The organism is Marivirga atlantica (genome assembly GCF_016734805.1).
Lineage (GTDB): Bacteria > Bacteroidota > Bacteroidia > Cytophagales > Cyclobacteriaceae > Marivirga > Marivirga atlantica.
Map to the genome: position 1 here is coordinate 99,931 of NZ_JAERQG010000002.1, position 13,871 is coordinate 113,801.

Annotated in this window: 12 protein-coding genes; 3 read left to right on the top strand and 9 right to left on the bottom strand. The window is 36.9% G+C overall.

Going from position 1 to position 13,871, the window contains the following annotated elements:
- Nucleotides 1-8: 8 nt before the first annotated feature.
- Nucleotides 9-1,514 carry a DUF4301 family protein gene (locus JKP34_RS07900; RefSeq protein WP_201919547.1) on the top strand — a complete coding sequence of 502 codons (1,506 nt, stop codon included), beginning with the start codon at nt 9-11 and terminating at the stop codon, nt 1,512-1,514.
- An 82-nt stretch (nt 1,515-1,596) separates the two neighbouring features.
- Here the strand turns inward: JKP34_RS07900 and kbl are convergent, their stop codons facing one another.
- From kbl to proS, 7 genes are all read right to left on the bottom strand, one after another.
- On the bottom strand, nt 1,597-2,787 hold the full coding sequence (gene kbl, locus JKP34_RS07905) for a glycine C-acetyltransferase (RefSeq protein ID WP_201919550.1): 1,191 nt from the start codon (nt 2,785-2,787) through the stop codon (nt 1,597-1,599).
- 135 nt (nt 2,788-2,922) lie between these two features.
- A complete protein-coding gene (locus JKP34_RS07910; RefSeq protein WP_201919552.1) occupies nt 2,923-3,981 on the bottom strand; it encodes a DUF6588 family protein in 1,059 nt (352 codons plus the stop codon).
- A 62-nt stretch (nt 3,982-4,043) separates the two neighbouring features.
- The gene (locus tag JKP34_RS07915) at nt 4,044-5,141 is read right to left on the bottom strand and encodes a glycosyltransferase family protein (RefSeq protein ID WP_201919554.1); all 1,098 of its coding nucleotides are present in this window, start codon (nt 5,139-5,141) and stop codon (nt 4,044-4,046) included.
- The gene (locus JKP34_RS07920; protein WP_201919556.1) at nt 5,116-6,024 is read right to left on the bottom strand and encodes a PhzF family phenazine biosynthesis protein; all 909 of its coding nucleotides are present in this window, start codon (nt 6,022-6,024) and stop codon (nt 5,116-5,118) included. The genes JKP34_RS07915 and JKP34_RS07920 overlap by 26 nt, the downstream gene beginning before the upstream one ends.
- 90 nt (nt 6,025-6,114) lie before the next feature.
- Nucleotides 6,115-7,125 carry a flotillin-like protein FloA gene (gene floA, locus JKP34_RS07925; RefSeq protein WP_201919558.1) on the bottom strand — a complete coding sequence of 337 codons (1,011 nt, stop codon included), beginning with the start codon at nt 7,123-7,125 and terminating at the stop codon, nt 6,115-6,117.
- A complete protein-coding gene (locus JKP34_RS07930; protein ID WP_201919560.1) occupies nt 7,125-7,589 on the bottom strand; it encodes an NfeD family protein in 465 nt (154 codons plus the stop codon). The genes floA and JKP34_RS07930 overlap by 1 nt, the downstream gene beginning before the upstream one ends.
- A gap of 32 nt (nt 7,590-7,621) precedes the next feature.
- Nucleotides 7,622-9,097: a proline--tRNA ligase gene (proS, locus tag JKP34_RS07935; protein ID WP_201919562.1), complete on the bottom strand. Its 1,476-nt coding sequence runs from the start codon at nt 9,095-9,097 to the stop codon at nt 7,622-7,624.
- Between the two features lie 125 nt (nt 9,098-9,222).
- On the opposite strand from proS, the gene JKP34_RS07940 reads away from it, so the two are divergent.
- Nucleotides 9,223-10,611 carry a hypothetical protein gene (locus JKP34_RS07940; protein WP_201919564.1) on the top strand — a complete coding sequence of 463 codons (1,389 nt, stop codon included), beginning with the start codon at nt 9,223-9,225 and terminating at the stop codon, nt 10,609-10,611.
- Nucleotides 10,612-10,680: 69 nt separating this feature from the next.
- On the top strand, nt 10,681-12,273 hold the full coding sequence (locus JKP34_RS07945) for an OmpP1/FadL family transporter (protein ID WP_201919566.1): 1,593 nt from the start codon (nt 10,681-10,683) through the stop codon (nt 12,271-12,273).
- Here JKP34_RS07945 and JKP34_RS07950 read toward each other — a convergent pair.
- Both JKP34_RS07950 and JKP34_RS07955 read right to left on the bottom strand, forming a co-directional pair.
- Entirely contained in the window at nt 12,270-12,779 is a 510-nt protein-coding gene (locus JKP34_RS07950) for a shikimate kinase (RefSeq protein ID WP_201919568.1), read from the bottom strand. The genes JKP34_RS07945 and JKP34_RS07950 overlap by 4 nt on opposite strands.
- Nucleotides 12,779-13,870 (bottom strand): BT_3928 family protein, encoded by a 1,092-nt coding sequence (locus tag JKP34_RS07955; protein ID WP_201919570.1) that lies wholly within the window; start codon nt 13,868-13,870, stop codon nt 12,779-12,781. Before JKP34_RS07955 ends, JKP34_RS07950 begins: the two co-directional genes overlap by 1 nt.
- Nucleotide 13,871 lies beyond the last annotated feature (1 nt).

A 13,871-nucleotide genomic window follows, 5' to 3' on the forward strand; every position in this document is an offset into this window, starting at 1 on the left:
TTTACAAAATGAACCAGGAACAAAAAAACGAGATACAGCAAATGGGTAAGTCTGTCGAAAGAGTTGAAGAGCAGCTTGATCGATTTAAAAATGGTTTCCCATATCTAAAGATTAAAAAGCCTGCTACTGTTGAGAGTGGCATTATAAAACTGTCAGAAAAGAGTTTAAATCAGTTTATTGCCTTTTATGAGCAGCGTTCTTACCAATATAACATTACTAAATTTGTTCCTGCAAGTGGGGCTGCCAGCCGTATGTTCAAAAGGCTTTTTGCCTTTTTGGAAGAGGATGAATCAGTGGCTGAATCAGATGAATTCTTGAAAAAGTTCTTCGGTGAATTGGAAAAATTTGCCTTTGTAAAGTCATTAAATAAGCAGTTAGAAGCTCAGGGCACCTCGGTAGAGGAAGCAAAAAATCATAAGCATTATCATCAGATAGTAAAGGCTTTATTATTACCTGAAGGGCTTAATTATGGTGAGCTGCCAAAAGGGTTATTGGAGTTTCACCGTTATGGTGATTATGCCAAAACTGCTACCTCTGAACATTTCACAGAAGGTGAAAATTATGCTAAAGGAATAGACGGAGTAGTACACCTTCATTTTACAGTTTCACCAGAACATCAGCAAGCTTTTGATAAGCATGTGCACGAATTAAGAAAGGGATTTAACGATTTTGAGGTGAGCTTCTCACAACAAGATCCTGCAACGGATACTATTGCAGTTACACCTGAAAATGAGCCTTTTAAAGAAGAAGATGGAAGCATCTTATTTCGACCTGCAGGGCATGGTGCTTTGATTGAGAATCTCAATAAAATTGATTCTGATATAGTTTTTATTAAAAATATCGATAATGTGGTGCCTGACCGATACAAGGAGGAAACCATTATGTACAAAAAGGCATTAGGTGGTTTACTAATGAGTGTACAGAATCAGTTATTTTCTCACTTAGAAAAACTCGAACGTAACATCAATGAACTTGAACTGATAGAAGTTGAGGAGTTTGCACGAGAAGAGTTGATGCTAAGCTTCAAATCTGATTATAACGAATTGCCTTTTGTTGAAAAGATTGGCTATTTACAATATTTACTTCACAGACCATTACGCGTTTGTGGCATGGTGAAGAATACGGGAGAACCTGGAGGTGGTCCTTTTTGGGTAGAGGAGAATGATGGTTCATATAGCTTGCAAATTGTGGAAACTTCTCAGTTTAATCCAAATGATAGTGAAGCACAGGAAGCTTTAAAGTCAGCCACGCATTTCAATCCTGTAGATTTGGTTTGTGCTTTTAAGGACTATGCAGGAAGAAAATTTGATTTGAGAAAATATGTTGACCCTGATACAGGCTTTATAACCGAAAAGTCAAAAAATGGAAAAGCATTGAAAGCACTTGAATTACCAGGGCTCTGGAATGGCGCTATGTCCAACTGGATTACTTTATTTGTTGAAGTCCCAATAGAAACATTTAATCCTGTAAAAACGGTGAATGATTTGCTAAGAAAGGAACACCAAGGTATTTAAATTGCTAATTAGAAAAGCGTATAAAATAAGAGAGCTGCTATTCTGAATAGCAGCTCTTTTTAAATGAAGTTGAAAGATTCTATTAAGAGATAATGCCTAGCTCTTTGCCCACTTTTGTAAAGGAAGCAATGGCTTTATCTAAATGTTCTTTTTCATGACCTGCCGAAAGCTGTACCCTGATTCTTGCCTGCTCTTTCGGTACAACAGGATAAAAGAAACCAATTACGTAAATGCCTTCTTCTAATAGTCTGTCAGCAAATTTTTGTGAAAGTGCTGCATCATAAACCATGATTGGTACAATGGCAGAATCTCCATCTTTAATATCAAAACCCGCTGACTTGATCTCCTTTTTGAAATAATTCACGTTGTCTTCGAGCTTATCTCTTAGCTCAGTAGAGCTACTCAATAAATCAAATACAGCAATTGAGGCTCCCACAATTGATGGCGCTAAAGAGTTGGAGAAAAGATACGGTCTTGACTTCTGACGCAACATATCTATAATCTCCTTTTTACCTGAAGTAAAACCACCCATGGCACCACCAAGCGCTTTGCCTAGTGTTCCAGTAATGATATCAACACGACCCATTACATTATTAAGTTCATGTGTCCCTCTGCCGGTTTTACCAATAAATCCTGTTGCATGGCAGTCGTCCACCATTACTAAGGCATCATATTTATCCGCCAGGTCACAAATTTTATCTAATTGAGCCACATAGCCATCCATAGAGAAAACACCGTCAGTTACAATGATTTTGCTTTTAGCATCTTTGGCTTTTTTTAATTGTTCCTCTAGGTCAGCCATATCATTGTTTTGATATCTGTATCTGGCTGCTTTACAAAGCCTAACACCATCAATGATAGAGGCGTGATTCAAAGAATCTGAAATAATAGCATCCTCCGGCCCAAGAATAGGTTCAAAAACACCACCATTAGCATCGAATGCCGCAGCATAAAGAATGGTGTCTTCCATCCCGAGGAAGTCAGCTATTTTCTGCTCAAGTTCTTTATGGATGTCTTGCGTTCCACAAATAAAGCGAACTGATGACATTCCGAAGCCATGGGTGTCTAATGCTTGCTTAGCAGCTTCCAATACCTTAGGATGTGATGATAATCCGAGGTAGTTATTTGAGCAAAAGTTTAGGACTTCTTTACCTGTGGTAGTTTTTATTTCTGCTCCTTGCGGAGTAGTAATGATACGTTCTCTCTTATATAATCCGTCTTTATCGAGCTGTTCAAGCTCATTCTGTAGTTTAACTTGTAATGCTCCGTACATAGCAATCTGTTTATATTGTAAGTTTTTTTAATAAGACAAAGATATCAAATGTTTGTTTGCTGTCATCCCTTTTAAAAAGGACATAAAAAAAGCTATTCCGTTTTAGAAATAGCTTTTCATGATTTGTTTCAGTAATTACCTGATGTTGATACCAAAGCCAACAGTAGTAGTATTATACTTTTGGAAAGTATAATCTGCATGAAGTGATAATACCCACAAAATTTTCAATCTGGCACCAATGGTGAATCTAGGACCTCCACTACCGTCAAAATCAATCCCAACAGGATCGGTAACAGTTACTTCTCCTCCTGTACCATCATCGAAAGTATAATCTCCTAATACATTGAATGACGAATTAACAATGTTAAAACCTAAGCCGGCATAAGGAGTGAAGAACAATAATTTCTTTGATATTATTGCCTGAACAGTGGTAGCACTAGAAGTGAATTCTGCGTATTGTCCTTTTTCTTGATCTATATAATATTCGCTTGTAATCTTATTAAAGCCAAAGAATCCTGATAAGTCAAAAGGAAGCAATTTCATGCCAGGAATCCATTGCTTTACATCATGCTTAATACCGAATCCAAATTGTTTGAAGCTAACATCATCAACATTTATCTCAGGAGTAAACCTTATTACTAACTCAGTTTTTTTAACTATACCAATACCTAATTGAACGCTTGGTACCGGAACAGCTAAGGGTCCAGGAAATTCATCAAGTCCTAGTCCATCAGGAACTCCAAATTGTTGTGTATCATTTACAGTTACACCTCCAGCTAGTTCTCTGGAACCAGAAACTTCTAAAACTCCTTCACCGCTATATTCTCCACCGGCAAAAGTAGGTAACATTTCTCCGCTAAGTGAAGCTCCCGTAGTTTCGTTAACTAAATCTATATTGTTATAATCTGCACCTATGAATTCAAACATTTTTTCTGAATCAGGAATAGCTGCTAAACTAACAGTTGTTGTTAAATCAAAACCTAAAGTTTTGTGAGGTCTTGCAGTATTATACCAACCATTCGCTAATCCATTGCCTAATGAGCCTGCAAATGGGTTCATGTAGTTCTTCAGGTAGGTGTTTGCATCCTGAGATGAAGAGTTTATTACTTCCTCAAAATTTTGAGCGTTTAAAGAATTTAACATTAACAAACTAGCTAATGCTAATCCTAATAAGTATTTGTAAGATTGTTTCATATTGATGATTTTAAATTGAAAAGTCGTTACGTTATTGATTAACAATATTTAATATTTAGACACTACTTCTTAAACAAATATAAGAATTTGGCTGTATTTGATGATACAGAGTAGTATTTTTTCACAAATGTTCTTCCTGAAGTACCTAGCTCTTTTCTAACTTTTTTGTCTTCAATGAGCTGCTGCAACTTTTCCTTCCATTCTATACTTTCATTCGCAAGAAAGCCGCCATAAGGAACTATATTATTATTTACTCCTACAGGAGAGGCTACAACAGGGATTTCAAGCGCCATAAATTGCAATGCTTTAAAGCCACACTTCCCTTTACTCCATTGATCATCAGTAAGCGGCATTAAGCCAACATCAATACCCTGCAAATCTTTTATTTCGGTTACCTTATCCCAGAAAATGAATTCTAATTCAGGAAAATCAAAATCAGGCTTTTTATTGGCAATTACCTTTAATGTAAATTGATGTTGCTCATATAGATCAAGTAGAACAGAAAGGATGCTTTTTAAATAGGGAAGAGTAGAATGGGTACCGGTCCATCCAATAACACGCTGATCGGTTTCAGTTTCTGACTCATCTGGAACATGCCTTTTAACTGTATCGATGGTAGTTGGATTTACAATAACATTATTGTTCCATTGTCTGGCAAATTCAGCCAGATATTCATTTCCGCAACTAACCTTATAACTCCATTTACAAATTTTAGCAACTTTAGATTTCCATTTAACTACTGCTTTTATACCTCTGGCTTCTGAATGATCTGTTAACCAAATGGCATCATCAAAATCATAAATAATTTTTTTTCTCCAGACATGCTTTACAACCCACTCAAAGAAGGGTGGACCAAGTGGTGTTGCTTCACGATGTATAAAAATGAAATCGTAAGATTTAAGCTTCAAAAGAAGTAATTTTCTTTTTGCAAACCCTATGATTACTGCCCATACCTTTAGCAATAAGGCTCCTTCTTTATATAAAATATTCCAGGCTTTTATACTTAAAAAAGGAGCCAAATCGTACTTAAATCCATTCTCCTTTAAGATGGTAAGATATTGTTCATACCTAAAGCGCTGACTTGGAGCTTCATCAAAAGGGTAGGGGCAAACAAAAAGTATTTTCTGACCTGATTTATTCAAAATGGTAGAGTGTTCCATTTCCCATTATTACACTTTTTCCACCAATGAATACTTTGTCTATTTTACCTTCCCTGGTAAGTATCTGTATATTGATATAGCTCGGTCTCCCCATTTCAAAGCCTTGCTCACACTGCTGAACTTTTGATACATCAGCTAATTGATAATTATGAAGGTAAGCTGCCAGTGGACCATGTGCACTACCTGTGGCAGGGTCTTCTTCAATGCCTAAATGAGGAGCAAACATTCTACTATGCACCAGGCTTTTCTCTTCTTCAGTTTCTAAGGTGAAAGCCATAACTCCTGTTAAATTCAATTCATCAATAATTGAATTCCATAAGTTGTGATTGAGATGCAATTTTTTAACCGTCTCAAGCGATGTTACAGGGACTATAAGAAATGGATTTCCACAATTCACTACTCTGCAAGGATAGTCTTCATATATTTCCTCTTCATCAATATTTAGTAAAGAGGCAACAAGCTCCTTTTCCTTAAAAGTTTGCTCAAACTTTGGAAAAGGCTGCTCCATCATGAGCTCTGTTATTTCTTCGCCATTCTTTTCAAAATTGATATGCATACAGCCAATGTTCTGTTCTAACAACAGCTCATTACCTTTTTTAGGCTCAAGCAATTTTGTAGCTAGAATTAAGAAAGCCGTTCCAATGGTGGGATGCCCCGCTGTTGGTAGCTCCATTCCGGGAGTGAATATCCGCATTTTTACATCAGCTTCTTTTGCTGTTGGGGCGCATAGGAAAACTGTTTCAGATAAGTTGAGCTCTCTCGCAATACATTGCATTTGTTGAGTACTGAGCTGATTAGCCTCGGTAAAAACGGCTAGGGGATTGCCTCCAAAAGGCACATCAGTAAAAACGTCCAGTAAGTAATAATCTAATTCTTGCTGCATAAAAGGGCTGTTTGTTCAAAAATACAGATTTATAACGACAAAAAAATAGCCCCGAATAACGGGGCCATTTAAACTAAGGATTATTTTTTATTATTCGTCTTTGTCTTTTTTTCCACCACTTGATTTTTTGCCTGAGCTTGTCCCTCTGTCATTACCAGAGATAGATTCTCTCATGTCAGTGTCTGCTTGAATATTTTGCATCCTGTAGTAATCCATAACACCAAGATTACCGCTTCTAAATGACTCGGCTATTGCTTGAGGTACTTGTGCTTCAGCTTCTATTACTTTAGCACGTGCTTCTTGTGCCTTAGCCTTCATCTCTTGTTCTTCTGCAACGGCCATGGCTCTTCTTTCTTCAGCTTTTGCTTCGGCTACTTTCAAGTCGGCAGAAGCTTGGTCGGTTTGTAGTTTGGCACCAATGTTAGCTCCTACATCAACATCAGCAATATCAATAGATAATATTTCAAAAGCAGTTCCTGCATCTAATCCACGTTGTAGTACTAGTTTTGATATTTTATCAGGATTTTCCAATACATTTTTGTGACTATTGGCTGAACCAATAGAGGTTACAATACCCTCACCTACACGAGCTAAAATAGTATCTTCACCAGCACCACCAACTAATTGTTGTATGTTGGCTCTTACTGTTACTCTTGCAATAGCAATTAGCTGAATGCCATCAGCAGCAACTGCGGCTACTTTTGGTGTAGTAATCACTTTTGGATTTACCGATATTTGAACTGCTTCAAATACATCTCTACCAGCAAGGTCAATTGCTGTAGCCTGTTTAAATCCTAGGGTGATATTGGCTTTATCAGCAGAAATCAATGCTTTAATAACAGTCGGAACGTTACCACCTGCCAGGTAATGCGTCTCCAACTCATTGGTTGTGACCTCCAGGCCTGCTTTCGTTGCTGTAATCATTGATTCCACAATAATACGAGGTGGTACTTTTCTGATTCTCATGAAAACCAGCTCAAACAAGCCAACTTTTACTCCTGAGAAAATTGCTGTAATCCAGAGGTTTACTGGAACAAAATAGAGAAATACGAAGAATAGAATTATTCCCGCAATGACGATGAATATAATAGATCCGTCCATTAGTTATTTATTGGTTCAACAAAAATTCGTTTATGATCAACTTTGGTGACTTGAATTTCCTGGCCTGCGCCAATCCAGTCACCTTTACTTCTTACTTCGTAAATTTTACCAAAAATTTCAGCTTTTCCTACAGGTTTAAGGTCAGAAACTGTTTTGCCCTTTTCACCAACTTGGAAATTGTAAATATCTTGATCGTTTACCCTGCTCCTGATAGCTGATTTAAGTGAAAACCTGTCCCATGATTTGGATTGGAAACTATAGATAATTGCAGCCACTGTAACAACAAGTGTTCCACCTACTGTCCAATAACCTGCAGTATTGCCATAATCTGCAAAGACCAGAAATATACCGATTATAGTACAGAGTAATCCAATTACCCCAACAAAAGTAGTTCCTGGAACGAAAATAAGCTCTGCGATAATGAGCAAGAGGCCTATTAAGATTAATACAATTATTCCTAACATAGATTATACGCTTCTACCAAAAGTAGTAAAAATCAATATGCTTTTGCGAAAAGTACTCTTTTATTTGAAGGCTTTCCACTATAGATACATTTTCCTGCTTCTTCTTTTGCATCTAGCGGTATGCAGCGAATAGTAGCTTTTGTTTCCTGTTTTATTTTCTCTTCAGTTTCAGGAGTTCCATCCCAATGGGCTGAAACAAATCCACCTTTTTCTTCGAGTACTTTTTTAAACTCCTCGTAAGAATCCACTTTTGTGGTTTTTTCATTTCTAAAGTTTAGTGCGTTGTTGTAAATACTCTCTTGAATTTCGTTGAGTTTAGTTTCAATTACAGACTCAATGCCTTCAATAGATACTGTTTCCTTTTCTTTAGTATCTCTCCTGGCAAGTTCAACAGTACCATTTTCAAGGTCTCTTGGCCCAATAGCTATTCTCAATGGTACGCCTTTTAATTCCCACTCGGCAAATTTAAAACCTGGTTTATGCGTGTCTCTATCGTCAAATCTAACGCTGATATGCTTGTTCTTAAGTGATTTCTTAAGTTTGTTAGCTACTTCAGCGATAGCATTTTTCTCTTCATCTTTTTTGAAAATAGGTACTATTACTACCTGAATAGGCGCCAATTTTGGAGGTAATACCAATCCTTCATCATCTGAGTGGGCCATTATTAAAGCACCCATAAGTCGTGTACTAACACCCCATGATGTTCCCCAAACATGTTCTAGTTTACCATCTTGAGAGGCAAACTTCACGTCAAATGCTTTAGCGAAATTTTGTCCTAAGAAATGAGAAGTACCAGCCTGTAGGGCTTTACCATCTTGCATTAAACCTTCAATACAATAAGTTTCCACAGCCCCCGCGAAACGTTCATTCTCAGACTTCAATCCTTTGATTACCGGCAAGGCCATAAAATCTTCTGCAAATTCAGCATATATATTGATCATCTGCTCAGTTTCTTTTATAGCTTCCTCTTTGGTTGCATGAGCTGTATGGCCTTCTTGCCATAGAAATTCAGCTGTCCTTAAAAATAGACGTGTACGCATTTCCCATCGAACTACGTTAGCCCATTGATTAACCAATACAGGTAAATCTCTGTATGACTGAATCCAGTTTTTGTAGGTGTTCCAGATGATTGTTTCTGAAGTAGGTCTAACTATAAGTTCTTCTTCCAATTTAGCCTCAGGATCAACCACTACCCCTTTACCATCTTCATCATTTTTAAGTCTGTAGTGAGTTACAACAGCACACTCTTTAGCGAATCCTTCGACATGAGCAGCTTCCTTGCTTAGGTACGATTTTGGTATGAACAATGGGAAATAAGCATTCTGATGACCTGTTTCTTTAAACATATCATCGAGCTGTCGCTGCATTTTCTCCCATATTGAGTAGCCGTATGGCTTAATAACCATACAGCCTCTTACATCAGAGTTTTCAGCTAAATCAGCTTTTTTTACTAATTCGTTGTACCACAGAGAGTAATCTTCACTTCTTTTCGGTAATCCTTTCGCCATTATAGTATTTCTGGTATGATGTTTGTAGCTTTATTAAACAAATTAAACCTATAAAAATCGGTTCACATCGAAATCAATTTTAAAGGTTTAACGTTGTAAAATTATAAACTTAAAATTAAGTAGCCATGAAAACCTTTAGCTTTATATTGTTATCATTAGCAATGAGCGCTGCGTCCCTTTCGGGCTTTGCTCAAACTAATGAAAAAGTTGAATATGATGATTTGTACTTTACTTCATCAGATCGGGAAGTATTGAATGAAAAGTTAGAGCAACAAGAAGAAGAGCGTTTGAAGGAAATCAAAAGTTCTGGCTATGCATATAATCAAACTGAAAATAATAATGGTTTAAGTCAGAACAACACTGATTTAAACTCTAAAATAACAGATACCCTTCAAACTGAAGATGGTTGGTATTATGACGAAGTAGCTGCCCGCAGAGGTCAGGGACAAAATGGTCAAAACGGACAAACTGTAATTAATAACTATTATGGTGGTGGTTATGCTTATAATAATTTCTACGATCCTTATTGGAACTCGCCATTCGGCTTTTATGATCCATATTGGGGTAGAAGATCTTTTATAAGTTTCAACTATAATCCTTATTGGGGAAGCTCATGGTCAGTAGGTTTTGGAAATCCTTACTGGGGTTGGAATGATCCTTTCTGGGGTCCAGGATGGGGGTATGATCCTTTTTGGGGACGAGGCTACGGTAATCGCTATGCTTGGGGTTACAGAAATGGATATAGAAATGGCTTCTATGATGGATATTACGCTGCTGGAGGTTATTATAATGAAGGTTACGGTCGAAACAGAAATGTTCGCTATACTAGAACATCAAGGATAAGTAGAAACTCAACTTCAGGAAGAAGAGTAGCTTCGAGTGCATCACCCAACAGAGAATCATATAGTCGTTCAAGAAATGTTGGGAATTCCCAGGTACGTTCAGCTAGAACATCTGGTTCTTCCGTAAGAGCTTCCAATAGTAGCAGAACGGCTTACAATGCTCGAACTGCCGTTTATGCTGGAGACAGAAGTAGTAGAACTTTGTCAAATAGTAGATCGGTTAGAAGTAGCGGTGCTTCAAGAAGTGTTGCTTCTTCATCCAGAACGGCTTCAAATAGTAGAAGTGTAAGTAGAAACTCTGCAGCTACAAGAAGTAGTCAATATTATAATAGTAGTAGAACATCAAGTTCAAGAAGTAGCTATGGAAACTCTAGTAGATCATCATCCACTAGTAGGAATTATGGTTCTTATGGAAGCAGTTCCAGAAATAGTTCTTCTTCTTACGGTAGGTCATCCTCTGGTAGAAACTCATCTTCTTCTTACGGAAGATCAAGTTCTTCAAGTAGCCGAAGTGGAAGTTATGGACGTTCCTCATCATCTTCTAGTAGAAGTTCTGTGGGAAGATCTTCAAGTAGTAGTAGATCAAGCTCTTCAAGTAGAAGTAGTAGCGGAAGGTCTTCTTCTAGCAGATCATCTTCTTCATCTTCAAGAGGTGGTGGAAGAGGAAATTAATATAACAAGCGCCTGAATATCCTTTCAGGTGCTTTTTTTAAGACAACTTTAAACTAATCAACAATGAAAATGCTTAAATACATTTTTGCAGGGATTTTGTGTGCTTTTTCTACAGGATTAATCGCTCAAAATACGTATTCATCCTTCGCTAATGAGGCTGTGTTATTTAGCCAGACTGGTCAGAGTGGTACAGCACGTTTTGTGGGACTTGGTAATGCTAATACATCCTTAGGTGGTGATATATCAAATATCTCAGGCAATCCTGCTGGTTTGGGTTTTTATAACAGGTCGGCTTGGTCGATTTCACCAGTTATCAGAATAGGAGCCTTTAATTCTAACTACAGAGTTTTGACGCAGACTAACCCTAATGGATTTGATAATAATGAACAATCCAATTTTGGACTTAATATTCAAATACCTAATGCTGGTGTAGTATTTCATAACCAATTTGATGAAGGTTCAGATTGGGTGTCAGGGACATTTGGTTTAGGATATAACCAAAAAAGCAGCTTTTACAACGTAAAAAATTATGCTGGTGAGGTAGGTATAGTTGATGGCCTATACAATGATTTTGTTGAATTTACTTTACAACCATTTTTAGACGAAAATGGCGATTTTATTGTTTACAATACTATTGATGACATAATCCCAGATTTTGAAAATAATCCATACTCTGACTTGGCAGAGAGAACAGGTGTTTTGGATATTGTAGAGCTCGAGGATGGTGGTTACATTGTTGATAGATATGATTATGATCCTGAAACAGAAGGTTATTTCACAACTTCATCCAGGCAAACTGAATCAGTAGAGACAAGTGGCGGACTAAGCACCCTTGATTTATCCTATGGTGCTAACTATAAGGATCGACTTTATTTAGGAGCATCTCTTAATATTAATTTTATAAGCTACAACCAGGAAAGAACGTTCAGAGAAACTCCTGATAATGGACTACTAAACTATCTAGAAATAAGAGATAATAGAATACTTTCGGGTGCCGGAGCAGGTGTAACGGTAGGAGCTATATACAAGCCCATCAACATGGTGAATATTGGAGTGTCTTATACAACACCGTCATTTTTGGTGATAGAGGAAATACAAAGAATTACAATGATCACAAGAGGAAGTGGAATAGACGGAGTTGGAGAATACGAGATTGTTAATGAAGTACCTAGCTATAGTTTTGTTATCCCTCAAAAGCTGAATGTTGGAGCTAGTTTTTTTATTAGCAAATATGGATTTGTTACGGCTGATATTGAATATATCGACTATGAAAATGCTCAATATAGTTCTAATCAAGGTGCTTTTGGAGGGGCAAATCCTGAAGTAGGTAATGAGTTGAAAAGTACCTATAATGTTAAAGTAGGCGCTGAAGGGCGTTTAGGAATATTAAGATTAAGGGCTGGATATAATTACTTAGATAACCCTTATAATCAGCTTAATTTAGCTGATGGACAATCCTTTAATCAAGGTCGATCTGTGGTGAGTGCAGGTTTAGGTATTAAGAAGCGTGATTTTTTTATGGATGCTACTTACAGTTTGGCAAGTCAGAATAACGCTACGTTCAAACCTTATAGTTTTGGAGAAGCCAGTTCAGCACCTGGTTTGGTGGAATCATCCACTACAATGAGTTCTGTCAGGTTTACTATTGGTAAAACATTCTAGACTTTTAAAATCCGGAGTATTTCGTTCAAAGGGTTTTCCAGCCGATCTATCTCAATGATGTGATCGGCTTTTTTATAGGTTGGTTCTCTTTCTTCAAGAAGATTTTTTAATATCTGCTCAGGGCTTTGAGATTTTTGGAATAAAGGACGTTTCTCGAATCCATTAGATGCTTTTAACTTTTGTATAATTGCGCTTAATGAAGCTTGTAGGTAGATAACTTTTCCCTGAGACTTCATAAGCTCCATATTATGATGGTATAGTGGAGTTCCACCCCCACAACTCAATATCAATTCTTCATTTGCATTGATATTGTACTTTAAGGCTTCATGCTCTAATTTACGAAATGCTTCTTCTCCATTTAGATCAAAAATTTCGGGAATACTTGTCTGTTCTTGAGCTTCAATAAATTTATCAAGATCGATGTAGGCAACAGATAAGGCAGAAGATAGCTGTCTTCCCCAGTATGATTTACCGACACCCGGCAAGCCAATTAAAAACACTTTCATTATAGAAGTGCGATAATATCTTCTACTTCAGGCACATCATTATGATGCCACTTACCTAAAACTTTTCCGTCTTTCAATAATACCAATCCTGGGTTAGATCTTATTATAGTTTTTAAAACAGTAGCGTCTCCGTAATAGAAGTCTGCTTTTAATCCTCTTCTGGCTTTAACCTTCAAAACATCTTCTGCTGAGCTGGAAGTTAGTATAACTGCTTGTATGTCATTTGGTAGTGCTGCATTTAAATTCTTAATGTCAATTAAACCTTCTTCATCAGCTTCTTCAATGTAATAGCTTATCATCAAAAGCTTAGTGCCTGTTAAAACCTCCTGTGTTTTATCACCTGATTCATTCCATAAGGCAAAATCGGTTATTTTAGGTGTAGAGGCTTCTTCGTTTGTTATTTCATACCCAACTAATTCATAGCCATCATCTTTGCTTAAATATTGAGTCGATTTTGTTTCTTTACCATCTTTTTTGAAAGTGTATTCAAAGTTTGGTGACTCAGCAGGCTTCATGGCTTCTTGAATGGTAGTACCAATTTTATAAGCCCTAAAATCAATAAAAGGCAAATGCTTTATAGCATAAATGCATAGTAGGGTTGTTAAAACTGTAGTTGAGCCAATTACAATATTTTTTGTAGCAAAAGTGCTTTCTTTAATTTTATTAATATTGGCATATAAAAATCCAATTAGAACTACCAGAATAACATCTTTAGTAAAAGACTCCCATGGAGTAAGTTTGATGGCATCACCGAAACACCCACAGTCTGTTACTTTATTGAAATAAGCTGTATAGAAGGTAAGGAAAGTGAAGAAAAGGATCATCAATGAAAGTAGATTCATTGTCAGCTTTACCCTCCATCGCATGATAAGTGCCAGCCCTAAAACTACTTCTAACACATTCATTATAACTGCAATAATAAGTGCATAGGGTTCGAAAACACTGAAAAAAGAAGCAATGTCACCAGCGAAGACAGCGAAATATTCTTCCATTTTAATAGCAGTGCCAATCGGATCATTCACTTTAATGATGCCGCTAAAAATGAATAATCCTCCTACTAAATATCTTACAATGGTAATTAGTGTCTTCATA